17 protein-coding genes and 1 other RNA gene are annotated in these 16,379 nt (G+C 74.7%); 8 read left to right on the plus strand and 10 right to left on the minus strand.

Features of this window, described 5'->3' with window-relative positions:
• Nucleotides 1-5 precede the first annotated feature (5 nt).
• Together ACFW6A_RS02415 and ACFW6A_RS02420 are read left to right on the plus strand one after the other, a co-directional pair.
• A complete protein-coding gene (locus tag ACFW6A_RS02415) occupies nt 6-299 on the plus strand; it encodes a DUF6087 family protein (RefSeq protein WP_015033191.1) in 294 nt (97 codons plus the stop codon).
• A gap of 363 nt (nt 300-662) precedes the next feature.
• Nucleotides 663-1,097, plus strand: coding sequence for a hypothetical protein (locus tag ACFW6A_RS02420; protein ID WP_351852104.1), 435 nt, complete (start codon nt 663-665; stop codon nt 1,095-1,097).
• A gap of 188 nt (nt 1,098-1,285) precedes the next feature.
• Here ACFW6A_RS02420 and rnpB read toward each other — a convergent pair.
• Nucleotides 1,286-1,684: RNase P RNA component class A (gene rnpB / locus ACFW6A_RS02425), an RNA gene on the minus strand.
• Between the two features lie 87 nt (nt 1,685-1,771).
• Between rnpB and ACFW6A_RS02430 the strand changes: the two genes are divergently transcribed.
• A complete protein-coding gene (locus tag ACFW6A_RS02430) occupies nt 1,772-2,572 on the plus strand; it encodes a MerR family transcriptional regulator (protein WP_351852107.1) in 801 nt (266 codons plus the stop codon).
• Nucleotides 2,559-3,422, plus strand: a complete 864-nt coding sequence (locus ACFW6A_RS02435; protein ID WP_386638247.1) for a hypothetical protein — start codon at nt 2,559-2,561, stop codon at nt 3,420-3,422. The genes ACFW6A_RS02430 and ACFW6A_RS02435 overlap by 14 nt, the downstream gene beginning before the upstream one ends.
• Here the strand turns inward: ACFW6A_RS02435 and ACFW6A_RS02440 are convergent.
• Nucleotides 3,367-4,815 carry an RNB domain-containing ribonuclease gene (locus tag ACFW6A_RS02440; protein WP_386638250.1) on the minus strand — a complete coding sequence of 483 codons (1,449 nt, stop codon included), beginning with the start codon at nt 4,813-4,815 and terminating at the stop codon, nt 3,367-3,369. The two genes, ACFW6A_RS02435 and ACFW6A_RS02440, sit on opposite strands and share 56 nt — an antisense overlap.
• Before the next feature lie 347 nt (nt 4,816-5,162).
• On the opposite strand from ACFW6A_RS02440, the gene yaaA reads away from it, so the two are divergent.
• Both yaaA and eda read left to right on the plus strand, forming a co-directional pair.
• On the plus strand, nt 5,163-5,930 hold the full coding sequence (yaaA, locus tag ACFW6A_RS02445) for a peroxide stress protein YaaA (protein ID WP_351852116.1): 768 nt from the start codon (nt 5,163-5,165) through the stop codon (nt 5,928-5,930).
• Nucleotides 5,931-6,004: 74 nt separating this feature from the next.
• Nucleotides 6,005-6,655 (plus strand): bifunctional 4-hydroxy-2-oxoglutarate aldolase/2-dehydro-3-deoxy-phosphogluconate aldolase, encoded by a 651-nt coding sequence (gene eda, locus ACFW6A_RS02450; RefSeq protein ID WP_351852119.1) that lies wholly within the window; start codon nt 6,005-6,007, stop codon nt 6,653-6,655.
• On the opposite strand, the gene ACFW6A_RS02455 is transcribed toward eda, so the two are convergent.
• The 5 genes from ACFW6A_RS02455 to ACFW6A_RS02475 form a co-directional block, all read right to left on the minus strand.
• Nucleotides 6,639-7,442: a GNAT family N-acetyltransferase gene (locus ACFW6A_RS02455; protein WP_351852122.1), complete on the minus strand. Its 804-nt coding sequence runs from the start codon at nt 7,440-7,442 to the stop codon at nt 6,639-6,641. The genes eda and ACFW6A_RS02455 overlap by 17 nt on opposite strands.
• A gap of 53 nt (nt 7,443-7,495) precedes the next feature.
• Nucleotides 7,496-8,902: a bifunctional RNase H/acid phosphatase gene (locus tag ACFW6A_RS02460; RefSeq protein WP_386638254.1), complete on the minus strand. Its 1,407-nt coding sequence runs from the start codon at nt 8,900-8,902 to the stop codon at nt 7,496-7,498.
• Nucleotides 8,902-9,645, minus strand: coding sequence for a zinc ribbon domain-containing protein (locus tag ACFW6A_RS02465; protein ID WP_386483622.1), 744 nt, complete (start codon nt 9,643-9,645; stop codon nt 8,902-8,904). The genes ACFW6A_RS02460 and ACFW6A_RS02465 overlap by 1 nt, the downstream gene beginning before the upstream one ends.
• Entirely contained in the window at nt 9,642-10,460 is an 819-nt protein-coding gene (locus ACFW6A_RS02470; RefSeq protein ID WP_351856454.1) for a Nif3-like dinuclear metal center hexameric protein, read from the minus strand. The genes ACFW6A_RS02465 and ACFW6A_RS02470 overlap by 4 nt, the downstream gene beginning before the upstream one ends.
• A 67-nt stretch (nt 10,461-10,527) precedes the next feature.
• Entirely contained in the window at nt 10,528-11,565 is a 1,038-nt protein-coding gene (locus ACFW6A_RS02475) for an ABC transporter substrate-binding protein (protein WP_386638257.1), read from the minus strand.
• Nucleotides 11,566-11,805: 240 nt separating this feature from the next.
• Here ACFW6A_RS02475 and ACFW6A_RS02480 point away from each other — a divergent pair, with 240 nt between their 5' ends.
• Together ACFW6A_RS02480 and ACFW6A_RS02485 are read left to right on the plus strand one after the other, a co-directional pair.
• The gene (locus ACFW6A_RS02480; protein ID WP_351856450.1) at nt 11,806-12,978 is read left to right on the plus strand and encodes a hypothetical protein; all 1,173 of its coding nucleotides are present in this window, start codon (nt 11,806-11,808) and stop codon (nt 12,976-12,978) included.
• Between the two features lie 55 nt (nt 12,979-13,033).
• Nucleotides 13,034-13,168, plus strand: coding sequence for a hypothetical protein (locus ACFW6A_RS02485; protein ID WP_351856448.1), 135 nt, complete (start codon nt 13,034-13,036; stop codon nt 13,166-13,168).
• 90 nt (nt 13,169-13,258) lie between these two features.
• On the opposite strand, the gene ACFW6A_RS02490 is transcribed toward ACFW6A_RS02485, so the two are convergent.
• Genes ACFW6A_RS02490 through ACFW6A_RS02500 form a run of 3 tightly spaced genes read right to left on the minus strand, consistent with a single transcriptional unit; the run spans nt 13,259 to nt 16,174 of the window.
• A complete protein-coding gene (locus tag ACFW6A_RS02490) occupies nt 13,259-14,203 on the minus strand; it encodes a 3-oxoacyl-ACP reductase (RefSeq protein ID WP_351856446.1) in 945 nt (314 codons plus the stop codon).
• A gap of 14 nt (nt 14,204-14,217) precedes the next feature.
• Nucleotides 14,218-15,294 carry a Zn-dependent alcohol dehydrogenase gene (locus tag ACFW6A_RS02495; protein WP_351856443.1) on the minus strand — a complete coding sequence of 359 codons (1,077 nt, stop codon included), beginning with the start codon at nt 15,292-15,294 and terminating at the stop codon, nt 14,218-14,220.
• A 25-nt stretch (nt 15,295-15,319) separates the two neighbouring features.
• A complete protein-coding gene (locus ACFW6A_RS02500; RefSeq protein ID WP_351856441.1) occupies nt 15,320-16,174 on the minus strand; it encodes a MaoC/PaaZ C-terminal domain-containing protein in 855 nt (284 codons plus the stop codon).
• Nucleotides 16,175-16,379: the final 205 nt, after the last annotated feature.

A 16,379-nucleotide genomic window follows, 5' to 3' on the forward strand; every position in this document is an offset into this window, starting at 1 on the left:
CGAACATGGACGACGAACCGCTCTCCCAGTGGGCCGAGCGTCGCGACGCGAGGATCGGGCAGCTCCGCGCCGTACCCCTCGTGACCGGCGACGGCCCGAGGGCATCGCATCTGAACCCCGATGCGCCCCGGGCGATCCAGCGGTGGAACGGCCATCTGTGGGAGGCGCACGGCTTCGCGGCGAACCTCGCGGAAGCACGGCGCATCCTGTTTCCCCACGCCGAGGCCACCGCCACTCCTGAGGCGTCACCGAAGCTCGGCCCCGGGACCGGCAGACATCGGAAGCCTCCGACGCCCTGATAACTCGGCGGGAGATTAGCGGCCATGCCATACCTCTGAAATCTGCTCCCACCCGGTAGACCACCGGCGGCACAATGACGCCCGTGAGCAACGACATATCCGATGCCCCGTGGGCCCGGCGGGTGTATCTGACGTGGCTGGCCCGTGACACTCGCTACGCTCTGACCTCCCTGACCGCCCTGATCGCCTATGCGCAGAGCACTCCGGTCCCGCCAGCCGCCTGGGTCTGCTTCGAGGACTTCCTTTCCTTCCTCGGAAAGGTCTCCCGGACTCTGTGGCCCCCCTGGGAAGGGTCCGAACGGAACCGACAAGGGCTTGGAGTGGCGGACGCAGCGAGGTCCGTTTCTACGAAAGATTCTTGAGGTGGAGGACTCGTCCCCGCTGAAGGCCCGCGAAGTCCGTAACGGAAGTGAGCACTTCGACGAGCGTCTTGACGAGTGGGTCGTCAGCCGGCCTCGCCCCACCGTCGAAGAGTGGCAGGCGGGCACCAAGCCCACATTCCCGGCTCCTCCCATGCGCCTCATAGACATAGAGTCCGGAACGATCCAAGTCGCCGGCGCGGACCTGGACCTGCGTTGCATGACTGAGGAACTTCAGCGACTCCTGACCCAGATCGAGGAGCTTGAGCCCTGGGTGGCCGCACTCCCCGCGGACATGACGGCGCTGCTGGCCACCTTGCCCCCTGTTCCGATCATCCCCTTCGACGCGCCCGCGCAGAACCCTGGTGGCATTCAAGCTTGGCTTGACGAGCAGAATTCCGCCGACCCCGGGACCGCAACAGAGGACACCGAGGCGTAGACGTGTAAGGCGGAGGGCTCCGACTCGGCCAACACCCGCACCAAGCCACCCAGCGTGGCTACCTTCATGGCTACTTTCGTAGCCGCGAGGTCCAGTTTGGACCGGTGTGGAACGGGGTGGGGCGACGCCCACGATTCTCCGAGAAAAGGCCACTGACCTGCGATATTGCAGGTCAGAAGCCTGAGGGGCAGACGAGTCGGGCTGTACGCCGGGTTCTGTGCCCCGGGACCTCGCGGTCGTCGGGGTGACGGCCATCCATCTAGGGCCGGCGTTGCCGCCGGCCTCGTGCGGTCTACCCGCGAACTCGGGCGAGCAGCCCTCGGTCGTTCGCGCAGGGACACCGGGGTGTCCCCTCTTGACCTTGCTCCGGGTGGGGTTTACCTAGCCGCCTGAGTCGCCTCAGGCGCTGGTGGTCTCTTACACCACCGTTTCACCCTTACCGCGGGCCGAGGCCCCCGGCGGTCTGTTTTCTGTGGCACTGTCCCGCGGGTCACCCCGGGTGGCCGTTAGCCACCACCCTGCTCTGTGGAGCCCGGACGTTCCTCGGGGGGATCCGGGGATCCCCACGCGGCCGCCCGCCCGGCTCGTCTGCCGTGCCGACCATGCTACCTGGCGGGAGGGACGGCCCTCGACCGCTTGACCTTGCCGCGACGTCAGGGTTTCTACTGGGGGGCATGCGCATCGGCGAGATCGCCGCGCTCGTCGGGGTCACTCCCCGGGCGGTGCGGCACTACCACCATCTGGGGCTGCTGCCCGAGCCCGCCCGGCTGGCCAACGGCTACCGGGAGTACGGCATCCGGGACGCGGTGCTGCTCGCCCGGGTGCGGCGGCTGACCGAGCTGGGGCTCGGCCTCGACGAGGTGCGGGACGTGCTGGCCGACGACGCGGGGCGGGAGCTCGTGGAGGTGCTGGAGGAGCTGGACGCCGACCTGGCGCGGCAGGAGGCCGTGGTCCAGGAGCGGCGGGCGCGGCTGGCCGGGCTGCTCGGCGCGGCGCGGGCCGGGCGGCTCCCCGCCGAGGGGCCCGTGTCGCCGGAGCTGGCCGCGCTGCTCGCGGGGGTCGGCGAGCTGCCGGACTCGCCGATGGCGGTGAAGGACCGGGAGATCCTCGCCCTGCTCGACACCGTCGTGCCCGAGGCGGAGCGCATCCGGCTGATGGGGCTCATGCGCGAGGTCGCGGGCAGCGCCGGGCACGTGTACGGGCTGCTCGACGCGCTCGTCGGCGTTCCGGTGGACGACCCCCGGGTCGAGGAGGCCGCGCGGGCGCTCGCCGCCGTGCTGCCGGACGGGATCGGCGGCTTCGAGCTGCCGGCGGCGGGGTCGGGCGGGCTCGCCGACGTCTTCTTCGCCGACCTCGCCCCGGCCCAGGCGGCGGCCGTGCGGCGGGCGCTGGCGCTGGTGCCGGCGCGACGGGCGCGGGAAGGGGAACGGGGACGGGAAGGGGAAGGGGAAGGGGTCGGGGATGACGGGGCGTGAGCAGGGGCCGCTGCTGCGGGTGCTGCGCGGGGTGGCGTACGCGGCGCTGCCCGCCGAGGTGGTGCTGTTCGCGCTGCTGCTCGGCGGGGTGCGGGTGCCGGGGGCGGTGGTGGCCGGCGCGGAGCTGGTCATGGCCGGGCTGCTCGCCGCCGAGGCGGTGGTGTGGGTGCGGCTGCGGCGGCGGGGGCTCTCGCGGCGGGAGGCGCTGGCGGAGCTCGTACCGGAGCGGGTGCTGCGGCTGATCGGGCACGAGCTGCGGCTGATGGCGGGCCTCGGGCGGTGGGTCGCGCGGCGGCCGCACGGGACCGAGGGGGCGGCGGGCGTCTTCCCGCACGCGCGGGACCAGGCCGCCCTCATGTACGGCTTCGCCTTCGTCTGCCTGGTCGAGACCGCCGGCATGTCGTGGCTGCTGGCCGACTGGCCGGTGGTGCACGCGGTCGTCCTCGTCCTGGACGTGTACACGGTCCTGTTCGTCCTCGCGCTGCACGCCGCTTCCGTGACCCGGCCGCACGTCCTGGGCGGGGGGCGGCTGAGGGCCCGGCAGGCCGCCCACGTGGACGTGCCCGTCCCGTTGGACCGGATCGCGGCCGTCCGCCGCGAGAACCGCTTCACCCACGAGAAGCGGGACGGCGAGCTGAACCTCCCCGTCGGGTCGCAGACCTCCGTCACGCTGGAACTGGACGAGCCCGTCGACGTCGTCGGGCTGCTCGGCGCGGTGCGCCGGGTGACGACCGTCCGGCTGCACGCGGACGACCCGAAGGCGCTGTACGAGGCGGTCCGCGACGCCGTCGCCGTCACGCGGGCTCGAACAGCACCTTCGCCCGGCCCGGATCCGCTTCCGACAGCCTGACCCGCAGCCACTGCCCCAGGGGCAGCGGGGCCGTGCCGCCCTCGACCCGGGCCACGACGGCCGGGTCGTCGAGGTGGACGGTGCCGACGGACGGCTCGCGCTCCTTGACGTCGATCACGTACGCGTCGAAGAGCTCCCCGACCCGGCCGGAGAGCAGGGCCGCCTCCACGATGTCGACGGACTCCCGCTCCACCGTGCCGGCCCGGCGCGACCCGGCCGCCATGGTGTCGGGCAGGCCGGGCAGGGCGGCCCGCACCCACTCGGGCGGCTCGGTCCCGGCGACCGCCGCCACGCACAGCTCGGAGGCGTACCGGTCGACGAGCCGGCGCAGCGGGGCGGTGCAGTGGGTGTACTCGTCGGCGACGGCCGCGTGGACGGCCGGGTCGGGCAGCCGGCCGTCGGTGAAGACGGTGTAGCCGGCGCCGCGCAGCAGGGTGGTGCACTCCTGGAGGAAGGCGGCCTGGCGCGGGTCGGCGGGGTCGGCGTTCCTGACCACCTCCGCGTACGGCACGTGGTGCGGCCAGGCGACGCCGAGGGCCTCGGCGGAGCGGCGCAGCCGGGCGACGGCCCCGTCGGGGGCGGTCGGCAGGGTGCGCAGGATGCCGGTGCCGGCGGCGGTCATCAGGTCGGCGGCGGCCATGCCGGTGAGCAGGGAGATCTGCGCGTTCCAGCTCTCGGCGGGGACGGGCGCCCGGTAGGCGAGGGTGTAGGTGTGGTCGCCGGGGACCTCGACGATCTCCTGTTCGGGGACGTCGAGGGAGATCCCGCCGCGTTCGATCTCCCGCTCCTCGCGGAGCCGGCCGATGTCGCGGAGCAGGGCGAGGGGTTCCTCTGCGGTGCCGGAGTCGATCTGCCGCTGCACGGTGGCGTAGTCGAGCTTGGCGCGGCTGCGGACGAGGGCGCGGCGCAGGTCGGTGGCGACCCTGCGGCCCTCGGCGTCGAGGTCGATCCGCCACAGCAGGGCGGGGCGGGGCTCGCCGGGCAGCAGGCTGGCGGCGCCCTCGGAGAGGACCGGCGGGTGGAGGGGGACCTTGCCGTCGGGGAAGTAGAGGGTGAGGACCCGCCGGTGGGCCTCGGCGTCGAGCGCCCCGCCGGGCGCGACGAAGGCGGCGACGTCGGCGATGGCGTAGTGGACGCGGTAGCCGCCGTCGGCCCGCCGGGCCAGGTGCATGGCCTGGTCGAGGTCGGTGGAGGCGGGCGGGTCGATGGTGAGGAAGGGCAGGTCGGTGGCGTCGTGCGCGGGGAGGCGGGGGTTCTTCGCGGCCGCCTCGGCCTCGGCGAGCACGGCGGGCGGGAAGGCCGCGGGGACCGCTAGCTCGGTACGGAGTGCGCGCAGGGCGGCCCGCAGCGGAGCCTCGGCTGCGCCGGTCACGTGGATGTGGCGGCGGGGCATGGAACCGAGCGTAGGGCGGGGGGCGGGCGGCGGCACGTCGTGGGGCGGGAGGGGGCGTGCGGCGGGGAGGGCGGGCGAGAGCGGGCGGCGGGGAAGGACGGACGGCCGGGCAGGGCGGGCGGCGGGGAAGACCGCCGGCGGACAGGGCGGACGCCGGGGCAGGCTCACCCCCGGGCAGGGCGGGCGGCGGGGAAGGCGGGCGGCGGACAGGGCGGACGCCGGGGCAGGCTCACCCCCGGGCAGGGCGGGCGGCGGGGAAGGCGGGCGGCGGGGAGGGCGGGTGGTACCTCGTACGCTGGCATGCCGGGGCCGCATCCCCGTTCCCGTCCGTACGAAGGAGAACCACCGTGCTCGTGCTGCTGCCGCCCTCCGAAGGCAAGGCGTCCTCCGGGACCGGGGCGCCGCTCAAGCCGGAGTCGCTGTCGCTGCCCGGGCTCGCGGAGGCGCGGGCGGCCGTCCTGGACGAGCTGGTCGAGCTGTGCGCGGCCGACGAGGAGAAGGCGCGCGAGGTGCTGGGCCTGAGCGAGGGGCTGCGCGGCGAGGTCGCCAAGAACGTCGGGCTGCGCACGGCGGGCGCCCGGCCGGCCGGGGAGATCTACACCGGCGTCCTGTACGACGCGCTGGGCCTGGCCACGCTGGACGCGGCGGCCCGGGAGCGCGCGGCGGCCTCGCTGCTGGTCTTCTCCGGGCTGTGGGGCGCGGTGCGGGTGACGGACCGGATCCCGTCGTACCGCTGCTCGATGGGGGTGAAGCTGCCGGGGCTCGGCGCGCTGGGCACGCACTGGCGGGGCGCGATGGCCTCGGTGCTGCCGGAGGCGGCCGGCGACGGCCTGGTGCTGGACCTGCGCTCGGCGGCGTACGCGACGGCGTGGAAGCCCAAGGGCGACACGGCGGCGCGGACGGCGACGGTACGGGTGCTGCACGCGCCGACCCGGAAGGTGGTCAGCCACTTCAACAAGGCGACCAAGGGCCGGATCGTCCGCAGCCTGCTGGAGGCGGACGCGGCACCGGGCACGCCGGCGGAGCTGGTGGAGGTGCTGCGGGACCTCGGGTACGTCGTGGAGACGGGTGCGAAGGCGGGGGCGCTGGACGTGCTGGTGGACGAGATCCACTGAGGCACGCCCGGAAGTCCGTTGCACGGTGCGCAACGGCCGTTGCGTGGACTGGTGGCGCCGGTCAGGATGAGGGCATGCTCCGCACCCCCGGTCTCTTCGCGCTCGCCCCGCACGCCCCCGTCGTCCCCGTCGTGGTGGTCGAGGACGCCGCCGACGCCGTGCCGCTGGCCCGGGCCCTGGTGGCCGGCGGGCTGCCGCTGATCGAGATCACCCTGCGCACCCCCGCCGCGCTCGACGCGGTGCGGGCGGTCGCGGCCGAGGTGCCGGGGGCGGTGGTCGGCGCGGGGACGGTGGTCTCGGCGGCCGGCGCCGCGGACGCGGTACGGGCCGGGGCGCGGTTCCTGGTGAGCCCGGGGTGTTCGGGGCGGCTGCTCGGGGCGCTGCGGGAGTCGGGCGTGCCGTTCCTGCCGGGCGCCTCGACCGCCTCCGAGGTGCTGGCCCTCCTGGAGGAGGGCGTCACGGAGCTGAAGTTCTTCCCGGCGGAGGCGGCGGGCGGCGTGCCGTACCTGAAGTCGCTGGCGGGCCCGCTGCCGCGGGCGCGGTTCTGTCCGACGGGCGGCGTCTCGGCCGCCTCCGCCCCCTCCTACCTCGCCCTGCCGAACGTGGCGTGCGTCGGCGGCACCTGGATGCTGCCGCCGGACGCGCTCGCCGCCCGCGACTGGGGCCGGGTGGAGGCCCTGGCGCGGGAGGCGGCGGCGCTGCGGGCGCCTACGGCCGGGGCGTGAAGCGCACCCCGAGGTGGTCGGCCACCGGGCGGTAGCCGAGGCGCCGGTAGAGGGCGTTGCTGGTGGGGTTGGCGAGGTCGGTGAAGAGCAGGACCTGCGCGGCGCCGGAGGCGAGGGCGGCGCGGGTGGCGGCGGTGGTGACGCCGGCGGCGTAGCCCCGGCCGCGCTCGGCGGGCGCGGTGTAGACGAGGTGGACGCGGGCCTGCCCCTCGATGGTGCGGGAGACGGCGGCCATCGCCGCGGGGCGGCCGTCGGGGGCCTCCCAGACGTGGAGGCGGCCCTCGGCGATCCGCTCGGTGAGGAAGTCCGTGTAGTCGTCCTGCGGTGCGTAGCGGTGGACGGCGGCGAAGTCGGCGGTCCAGTCGCACAGCAGCGGGAGGTCCGCCGTGCCGCCGGGCCGGGAGCGCCCGGGCGGGGCCGGGTCCCGGGGGGCGAGTTCGCCGAGCCGGAAGAGCCGGATGCCCATGACGGGTTCCCAGGGGAGGCCGGTGGCACCGGCGTACGCCTCCACCGCCGCCGTCTCCCCGCGCAGCGTGGCGGGCTCCACCCCGTCCGGCAGGACCAGCGCGGCGGCCGCCTCCACGGGCACCGCGCCGAAGGTGAGGACGGGGGCCGGGGACCCGGCGAGGACGCCGGACACGGTCCCGTCCGGGCCGGTCCACCAGCCGAGGAGCTCCGCGCCGTCCATCATGGTCAGCACGGCGGTGTTGCGGACCGGTTCGGCGGCGAGGTGCGCGCGGGCGGCGGCCCGGAAGACGGCCGGGTCGGTGGTGAAGTGCCAGGTCATACGGGGATGGTGGTACGGGACCCCCCGTCGCCGCCACCGGTTTGGCGGGGCCTTCAGCGCCTGAGGTGCGAGGTGTCGTTGAGGAGGCGCACGGAGGCGTTGCCGTCGGCGTAGTAGGCGACGGCGGAGAGCGAGGCGGCCGACAGCTCCATCTTGAACAGCGACTCCGGCGGGGCGCCGAGCGCCAGTCTGACCAGGGTCTTGATGGGCGTGACGTGGCTGACGAGGAGGACCGTGCGGCCCGCGTGGGCGGCGGCCAGCCGGTCGCGGGCGGCGGCGACCCGGCGGGCGACGGCGGTGAAGCTCTCGCCGCCGCCGGTCGGGGCGGCCTTCGGGGAGGCGAGCCAGGCGTCCATGTCCTCCGGGTACCGCTCGCGGACCTCGCCGAAGGTCAGGCCCTCCCAGGCGCCGAAGTCGGTCTCGCGCAGCGCCTGGTCGACGACGACGTCGAGTCCGAGCCGGGCGGCGACGGTCTCGGCGGTCTGGCGGCAGCGGGCGAGCGGCGAGCTGACGACGTGCTGGATCGTGCCGCGCGCGGCGAGCGCCTCGGCGACGGCGGCGGCCTGGCGTCGCCCGGCCTCGGACAGCTCGGGGTCGCTCCCGCCGGACCCGGAGAACCGCTTCTCGGGCGTGAGCGCGGTCTCTCCGTGCCGGAGGAGGACGAAGGTGGCGGGCGCGGAGAGGTCGGGTGCGGCCGTGGGCGGGCGTTCCGCGGGGCGGGCGGGGGCGGGGCCCGCGGGCGCGGAGCCCGCCGGTACGGAGCCCGCGGGGGCGGAGCCCGCGGGGGCGGAGCCCGCGGGGGCGGGCTCGGCGGCGGATGGGTCCTGGAGGCCGGTGCCCGGCACCGGGGGCTGTGCCCGCCCTCCCCCGGAGGGGGCACCCCCACGCGCCGCGGAGCGATCGCCCACGGCCGGTTCGGCGGCGGCGGCCGCCAGGGCCTCGCGGGCGCGGGCCGCGCCCGCCGCCGCGTCGCCGGGCGGGCCCGCCGGGGCGGCGGGCAGGGTCGCCGCGGCCCGGGCGGCGGAGGTGTCGCGGGGGGACCACTGTTCGCCGCGTCTGCCCGCGTCCATCGCCTCGTTGGCCAGGCGGTCGGCGTGTTTGTTGCGCTCGCGGGGGATCCACTCGTAGCGGACGCGGTCCCGGGGGAAGGCGAGGGCCGCCTCCGCCGCCAGGGGCTTCATGTCCGGGTGCTTGATCTTCCAGCGGCCGGACATCTGCTCCACGACGAGCTTGGAGTCCATCCTGACCCGGACCGTGGCGTCGGGCGCCAGTTCCAGGGCGGCGCGGAGGCCCGCGATGAGGCCCTTGTACTCGGCGACGTTGTTCGTCGCGACGCCGATGTACCCGGCGGCCTCCGCGAGGGTCTCGCCCGTGGCCGGGTCGAGGACGACGGCGCCGTAGCCGGCGGGCCCGGGGTTGCCCCGGGAGCCGCCGTCCGCCTCGACCACGAGCTCGCGCATTACAGGCCGGACTCCGCCGTGCGGACCAGGATCCGGCGGCAGTTCTCGCAGCGCACGACCGCGTCCTTCGCGGCGGCCCGGACCTCGTTCAGCTCGGTGATGTTGAGCTCGATGTGGCAGCCCTCGCACTTGCGCTGGTAGAGGCGGGCCGCGCCGACGCCGCCCTGCTGCTCGCGGAGCTTGTCGTACAGCTTGAGGAGGTCCGCCGGGACGGTGCCGGCGACGACCTCGCGCTCCTTGGCGACGGTGGCGGCCTCCTCGTCGAGACCGGCCTGGGCCGCGTCCCGGCGGCCGGTGGCGTCGTCGACCTTGGCCTGGACGGCCCCGGTGCGCTCGGTCAGTTCGGCGACGCGCTCCTGGGCGGACTCGCGGCGCTCCATGACCTCCAGGACGATCTCCTCCAGGTCGCCCTGGCGCTTGGCGAGCGAGGTGATCTCGCGCTGGAGGTTCTCCAGGTCCTTCGGGGAGGAGACGGCACCGGAGTCGAGCCGCTGCTGGTCGCGGGCGGCGCGCTGGCGGACCTGGTCGACGTCCTGCTCGGCCTTGGTCTGCTCGCGGGCGCAGTCGCTCTCCTCGGTCTGCGCGGCGACGAGCAGGGCGCGCAGCTGGGTGAGGTCCTTGGTCAGCGCCTCGATCTCCGCGTGCTCCGGCAGCGCCTTGCGCTTGTGGGCGAGCTGCTGGAGGCGGACGTCCAGGGCCTGGACGTCGAGGAGGCGGATCTGGTCGGCGGGCGCGGCGTTCAGTTGGGGGCTCCAGAGGAAGTGTGGTGGGAGGACCAGGGGTCGGTGACCGTCTTCGAGACGTGGACGCGGAGGTCCCAGCCGTGGCGGTCGGAGATCGTGTCGAGCTGGGCGGCGGCCAGCTCGCACCAGGGCCATTCGGTGGCCCAGTGGGCGGCGTCGACGAGGCCCAGCGCGGAGTGCTGGGTGGCCTCGGAGACGGGGTGGTGGCGCAGGTCCGCGGTGAGGAAGGCGTCCGCCCCGGCGGCGCGCACGGCGGCGAAGAGGCCGTCGCCGGAGCCGCCGCTGACGGCGACGCGGCGGACGGTCGTGTCCGGGTCGCCGGCGACCCGGATGCCCTGCGCGGTCGCGGGCAGCCGCTCCGCGGCGCGGGCGGCGAACTCGGCGAGGGTCTCGGGGTGGTCGAGCTCGCAGATCCGGCCGAGGTTGTTCTCGGGGACGAGCGGTCCGGTGACGCGCAGGCCGAGGGCGCCGGCCAGGGCGTCGGAGACGCCGGGGTCGGCGGTGTCGGCGTTGGTGTGGGCGACGTGCAGGGCGACGTCGTGCTTGATCAGGGTGTGCACGACGCGGCCCTTGAAGTGGCCGGCCGCGACCGTCGTCGTCCCCCGCAGGTAGAGCGGGTGGTGGGTGACGATCAGGTCGGCGCCGAGGGCGACGGCCTCGTCCGCGATCTCCTGGACGGGGTCGACGGCGAAGAGGACGCGGCGGACCTCCGCGTCGGGGTCGCCGCAGACGGTGCCGACGGCGTCCCACGACTCGGCCCGCTCGGGCGGCCAGAGGGCGTCGAGCTCGGCGATGACTTCAGACAGACGGGGCACGGAGGAAAGGCTACCTGTCCTCCGTGCCCCGCCGCCCTGGCCCGTGGACGACCCCGGGCCGGGGCCGCTACTTCTTGACCAGGTCGGCGCGCAGGTCGTCGAGGACGCTGTTCGCCGCGGTGACGCCGAGGCCGAGGTACCAGGTCTCGTCCGGGACGTCCTTGGCCTGGCCGGCCTTGACGGCCTTGAGGTTCTTCCAGAGGGGGTTGCCCTGGGCGGCGTCCTTCTTGGTCGCCTTGGCGTCGCCGTAGACGCCGGTGAAGATCCAGTCGCCGTCGGCCTGGTCGATCTTCTCGGGGCTGATCTCGGCGGCCAGCTCGTCGATCTGCTGGTTCTTCGGCCGGGGCAGGCCGGCGTCCTCCAGGATGGTGCCGATGAACGACGCCTTCGCGTAGAGGCGGATCTTGCCCGGGAGGTAGCGGACCATCGAGACGACCGGCTTGTTCGGGCCGACGTCCTCGCCCAGCTTCTTCGCCTTGGTCTCGTAGGCGGCGAGCTTCGCCTTCGCCTCGGCGGTCTTGTCGAGGGCGGCGGCGTTGAGGAGGTAGTTCTCCTTCCAGGTGAAGCCCGGGCGGATGGAGAAGACGGTGGGCGCGATCTTCGACAGCTCGTCGTACTTGTCGGCGGCGCGGAGCTGGCTGCCGAGGATGAGGTCGGGCTGGAGGTTGGCGATGGCCTCCAGGTTGAGGTTGTTGATGGTGCCGACCGACTTGGGGCTGCCGGCGTCCTTGGCGAGGTAGCCCGGGATGCCGTCGTCGCCCTCGGAGGGGGCGTAGCCGACGGGCTGGACGCCGAGGGAGACGACGTTGTCGAGCTCGCCGACGTCGAGGACGACGACGCGCTTGGGGGCGGCCTTGAGCTCGCTCTTGCCCATGGCGTGGGTGAGGGTGCGGGGGAACTGGCCCGGCTTGGCGTCGGTGCCCAGGGCGGCGGTCTTGGCGGCGGCGTCGCCGAAGTCCTTGCCGCCGGTGGCGACGTCCTTCTTCTTCGCCGTCTCCTCCTTCTTGGAGGCGTCGGACGGGTCGTCGCCGCCTCCGCAGGCCGCGAGGGAGAGGGCGGCGGCGAGGGCGAGGGCGGCGGCGGTGCCGCGGCGGCGGAGGGACATCGGGAGGGCTCCTCTTCGATGGCGGACGTCGAGGTGGGACGGCGGTACGGGGTTCCACGGCGGAGCCACAGGATCCGCTTAGGTTCGCCTTACCTTACGTACCCCTGGCCCCGTCAGCACAACCGGCCCCCTCCGCTCAATCGAACCCCCGCACCGCCACCCTTATGTGTGAAGTGCGCGGGGTCGTGTTGTTCGGCTGGAAGTGCGAAAACTAGCTTCGTGGCCGGAGGTGACGAGTCGATGACAGCGTGTGCCATCGAGACCGCGGCCGAGGACGGCGACCACGAGGGGACGGCCGTCCGTCCCCCGACGGGCTTCGCGATCACGGCGAACGGCGCGTACGCGGCCAGGCTCGCGGGTTCCGGGGACGCCCTGTACGCGGAGCGCTGGACCCTCGACGGCCCGGAGCCGTACGCCGTGCCGCTCCCCCTGGACCAGCCGGAGGAGCCGGACGCGCAGCTGCTGCCGCTCGCCGACGGGCGGGTCCTGGTGTGCCGCCGGGTGGACGGGCGGCGCCACACCTTCTCGCTGCTCTACCCGACCGGCCCCGGCACCGGCGAGCTGCGGCTCGGCTCGGTGGAGGCCCCCGGCCCCGGGCCGGTGGAGCTGCTGCCGCCGTCCCCGGACGGCATCTGCGCCTACGCGCGTCACATCGGCCCGGATTCCACCACGCTCTGGCTGGTGGCCGGCGGGGCCTTCGGCCCTGAGCGGGTCGCGGAGCTCCCCGGCCACTGCGCGGGCGGGGTCTGGCTGGACCGGACGGGACGGATGCTGGCCCTGGACCGGCGGCTCGGCGACGGGCCGGTGAAGACGGTCGCGGTCGATCTGGAGCGGGGCGGCGAGGTGTCGCCGCTGCTCCAGATCACCGAGGCGAGCGACGACCGGCTGCTGCTCGCGGACCCGGACAGCGGGCTGCTGCTGATCCGTTCGGACGCGCCGTCGCCGGGGCACGAGCGGCTGGGGTGGGGGGTGCTGGGGAGCCTGCTGCCGGTGCGGTTCCCGGAGTGCCTGCGGCTGGACGACGCGGCGGTGACGCCCTTCGCGGTCCAGCCGGGGCAGGTGCTGATGCCGGAGAGCTGCGGGGTCGCCCTGCGGATCGACGCGGCGGCCGGCAGCTGGGTGGGGCTGTGGCGGCCCTCGGGGCGGCGGATGCACCAGGTGGCGGCGCCGCCCGGGTGGCTGGCGGGGGCCGGGGCGTGGTCGCCGGAGGGCGTGCTGCGGCTGCCGTGCTCGACGGAGGAGCTGCCGTGCGCGCTGGCCGGCCTCTCGGTGCCGGAGGAGCCGGAGGAGCCGGAGCCCGAGCCTCAGCCGGAGCACGGACCCGGAGGGCCCGCCGGGGACGCGCCGCCGCGCGCGTGCCGGCCTGTGCCGCTCCAGCAGGCGCCCCTGACCGACCGCAAGCCCGCTGGTTAGACTCACCGCCGCAACACCGCACGGGTACGAGCAAGTCGACGGGGTGAGTACGACCATGTCGGAGAACAGCACGGAGGCGGCGCAGGAGTCGCAGGACACGGGTGCCGGACGGCACCGCGGCCCGGCCGCGCCGGCGGAGGAGTCCTCCTCCGCCCCGCACGGCCGGCACCGGCGCGAGGGCGACGGCTAGACCGGACCCCCTCGCGCGCACGGCGAAGGGCCCCGGGGGGCGACTCCCCCGGGGCCCTTCGCCGTCCCCACCATCCCCTGCGGCCGGGGCTCAGCCCTTCTTCAGGCCCAGCACCTCGGCGGCCGCGAAGGTCTCGTTCGGCGGGCGCTCGGCGAAGTACGGGGTGAGCAGCCCGTCGAGTTCCTCGAAGCCGAAGGCTTCCTTGGCGGTGTCGAACTTGGCCGCCACCCGGGGCCGTTCGACGACCGCGACCATCCCGCCGTGGACGACGAGCAGCTGTCCGTTGACCCGGGCGGCGGCCGGGGAGGCGAGGTAGCCGACCAGCGGGGCCACGTGCTCGGGCGACAGCGGGTCGAGCTCGTCCTCGGCGGCCGGCTCGGCGAAGCCGGCGAAGACGTCCTCCGTCATGCGGGTGCGGGCGCGGGGACAGATCGCGTTGGCGGTGACCCCGTACCGGGCGAGGGCGAGCGCGGTGGAGGTGGTCAGGCCGACGATGCCGCCCTTGGCCGCCGCGTAGTTGGGCTGTCCGGCCGAACCGGCGAGGAACGCCTCGGAGGAGGTGTTGACGATCCGGCCGTAGACGCCGGCCTCCCCCGCCTTGGCGCGCCCGCGCCAGTGCACGGCCGCGAAGCGGGTGGTGTTGAAGTGGCCCTTGAGGTGGACGCGGACGACCGAGTCCCACTCGTCCTCGCTCATCGAGAAGACCATCCGGTCACGCAGGATGCCCGCGTTGTTGACCAGGACGTCGAGCTTGCCGAACTCGGCGACGGCCAGGTCGACCAGGCCGCGCGCGGTCTCGAAGTCGGAGACGTCCCCGAGGTGGGCGACGGCCCGGCCGCCGGCCGCGGTGATCTCGGCGGCCACCTCCTCGGCGGGGGCGGCCGACGCCTCCCCGGAGCCGTCCCGGCCGGGCTGCCCGTAGTCGTTGACGACCACGGACGCCCCGAGCCGGGCCAGTTCGAGCGCCTCGGCGCGGCCGAGCCCGCGTCCGGCGCCGGTGACGATCGCGCTCAGCCCCTCAAGCGGCAGTGACATCGGTCGGGTTCCTCTCAGATCTCGATGCAGGTGCGGAGGGCCGCGCCGGTCCGCATCTGCTCCAGGGCCTCGTTGACGTTCGCCAGCGGGACCCGGTGGGTGATGAGCGACTCCAGGTCGATGCGGCCGGCCCGCCAGAGGGCGATGGCCCGCTCGTACGACCGCAGGACGTCCCCGCCGCCGTACATCGAGGGCAGGATCCGCTTCTCGTCGAAGAACAGCTCGAACATGTTGAGCTGGAGGTTGTCGTCCATGGCGCCGGCACCGACCACGCACAGCGTGCCGCCGCGCCGGGTGGTCTCGTACGCCGTCCGCGCGGTGGCGGACCTGCCGACGACCTCGAAGACGTAGTCGAAGCCCTCGCCCGCGGTGATCCGCTGCTTGGCGTCGGACAGGTCCTCGGGGGCGACGGCCTCGGTGGCGCCGAAGCGGAGGGCGGCCTCGCGGCGGGACTCGACGGGGTCGACGGCGACGATCTGGGCGGCGCCCTGGAGCCGGGCGCCCTGGACGGCAGAGATGCCGACGCCGCCGCAGCCGATGACGGCGACCGAGGAACCGGCCTCCACCTTGGCGGTGTTGATGGCGGCGCCGAGTCCCGTGGTCACGCCGCAGCCGATGAGGGCGGCGACGTCGAAGGGCACGTCGTCCGGGATGGGGACGGCGCAGCCGGCGTCGACGACGACCTCCTCGGTGAAGGTGCCGGTGCCGGCGAAGCCGAAGACGTCGCCGCCGGGGCGCTTGAAGTTGGGGGTGCCGGCGTTCATGAAGCCGGCGAGGCAGAGCTGGGTCTGGCCGCGCCGGCAGGCGGCGCAGCTGCCGCAGGCGGGCAGCCAGCAGAGCAGGACCCGCTGGCCGGGGGCGAGTCCGGTGACGCCGTCGCCGACGTCGAGGATCTCGCCGGCGCCCTCGTGGCCGGGGACGAAGGGCGCGGGCTGGGGCAGGACGCCGCTCATGGCGGAGACGTCGGAGTGGCACAGGCCGGTGGCCCGCACCCGGATCCGCACCCTGCCCGGGCCGAAGCCCACCGCCTCGACGTCGTCGAGGACCTCCAGTTTGTCCTGGCCGATCTCGTGCAGTACGGCTGCGCGCATGGTGCGGCTCCCTCCGGGGGCGGTTCTACGAGTGTTCGACGACGGTGTCGGCGAGGACCGGGGCGTCGTCGCGCTCCACGGCCGTCACGGTCACCTGGACGCGGCCGTCCCCGGCCCACATCCGGATGCGCAGGGTCTCGCCGGGGAAGACGATCCCGGCGAAGCGGGTGCGGTAGGCGCGGACCCGGGTGACGTCGCCGTCGAGCACCGTGTCCACCACCGCCTTGAGCGTCATGCCGTACGAGCAGAGGCCGTGCAGGATCGGGCGGTCGAAGCCGGCCAGCGCGGCGAACTCGGGGTCGGCGTGGAGCGGGTTCCAGTCGCCGGAGAGGCGGTAGAGCAGGGCCTGCTCCTCGCGGATCGGGCGCTCGACGGTCTTGTCGGGCTCGCGGCCGGGGAGTTCCAGGCGCTCGGAGGGGCCGCGGTCGCCGCCCCAGCCGCCCTCGCCGCGGACGAAGATCTGGGCGTCGGAGGTCCACAGCGGGCCCTCGTCGTCGGCGGCCTCGGAGCGCAGCACGAGGATCGCGGCCTTGCCCTTGTCGTACACGGCGGCGACGCGGGAGGTGGAGACGGCCCGGCCGCCGGTGGGCAGCGGGCGGTGGAGGGTGATCGACTGGCCGCCGTGGAGGACGGCGGCGAGGTCGACATCGATGCCGGGGGCGGACAGTCCGCCGACGACGCCCATGCCGGCGCCGGCGACGGTGGCGAAGCTGGGCAGCACGTGGAGCCGGGATTCGAGGGTGTAGCGCAGCTCGGCCGGGTCGGTGGCGGGGCTGCCGGCCCCGAGGCCGAGGTGGTAGAGCTGGACGTCCTTGTGGTCCCAGGCGATCTCGGCGCTGCGGGGTTCGGCGGCGAGGGCCTTGGCGGGGTCAATGGGCATCGACTTGCTGCTCCTTGGAGGTCCTTGGAGTGGAAGACCTCGGCGCGACCGTCCGCACCGTCGGTCACGCCGAGGCCGTGCGGGAACCGTTCCGTACGCGCCGATGTAGAACGCGTTCCAGTTCGGTGTCCCCCATGTATAGCGGAGGGGCCGGGCGTTGGGAACCCTCGTACGCCAGCGGTCTGACGGTACGTCAGTTACCTGT

Source organism: Streptomyces sp. NPDC058758 (genome assembly GCF_042746075.1).
Classification (GTDB): domain Bacteria; phylum Actinomycetota; class Actinomycetes; order Streptomycetales; family Streptomycetaceae; genus Streptomyces.

What these genes read in the sequence shown, in the direction of transcription:
- ACFW6A_RS02480 (WP_351856450.1), top strand. Translation starts at nt 11,806, where the DNA reads ATGACAGCGTGTGCCATCGAGACCGCGGCCGAGGACGGCGACCACGAG.
- ACFW6A_RS02415 (WP_015033191.1), top strand. Translation starts at nt 6, where the DNA reads ATGGACGACGAACCGCTCTCCCAGTGGGCCGAGCGTCGCGACGCGAGG.
- ACFW6A_RS02485 (WP_351856448.1), top strand. Translation starts at nt 13,034, where the DNA reads ATGTCGGAGAACAGCACGGAGGCGGCGCAGGAGTCGCAGGACACGGGT.
- eda (WP_351852119.1), top strand. Translation starts at nt 6,005, where the DNA reads ATGCTCCGCACCCCCGGTCTCTTCGCGCTCGCCCCGCACGCCCCCGTC.
- ACFW6A_RS02460 (WP_386638254.1), bottom strand. Translation starts at nt 8,902, where the DNA reads ATGCGCGAGCTCGTGGTCGAGGCGGACGGCGGCTCCCGGGGCAACCCC.
- ACFW6A_RS02475 (WP_386638257.1), bottom strand. Translation starts at nt 11,565, where the DNA reads ATGTCCCTCCGCCGCCGCGGCACCGCCGCCGCCCTCGCCCTCGCCGCC.
- ACFW6A_RS02440 (WP_386638250.1), bottom strand. Translation starts at nt 4,815, where the DNA reads ATGCCCCGCCGCCACATCCACGTGACCGGCGCAGCCGAGGCTCCGCTG.
- ACFW6A_RS02495 (WP_351856443.1), bottom strand. Translation starts at nt 15,294, where the DNA reads ATGCGCGCAGCCGTACTGCACGAGATCGGCCAGGACAAACTGGAGGTC.
- ACFW6A_RS02435 (WP_386638247.1), top strand. Translation starts at nt 2,559, where the DNA reads ATGACGGGGCGTGAGCAGGGGCCGCTGCTGCGGGTGCTGCGCGGGGTG.
- ACFW6A_RS02490 (WP_351856446.1), bottom strand. Translation starts at nt 14,203, where the DNA reads ATGTCACTGCCGCTTGAGGGGCTGAGCGCGATCGTCACCGGCGCCGGA.
- ACFW6A_RS02430 (WP_351852107.1), top strand. Translation starts at nt 1,772, where the DNA reads ATGCGCATCGGCGAGATCGCCGCGCTCGTCGGGGTCACTCCCCGGGCG.
- ACFW6A_RS02500 (WP_351856441.1), bottom strand. Translation starts at nt 16,174, where the DNA reads ATGCCCATTGACCCCGCCAAGGCCCTCGCCGCCGAACCCCGCAGCGCC.
- ACFW6A_RS02455 (WP_351852122.1), bottom strand. Translation starts at nt 7,442, where the DNA reads ATGACCTGGCACTTCACCACCGACCCGGCCGTCTTCCGGGCCGCCGCC.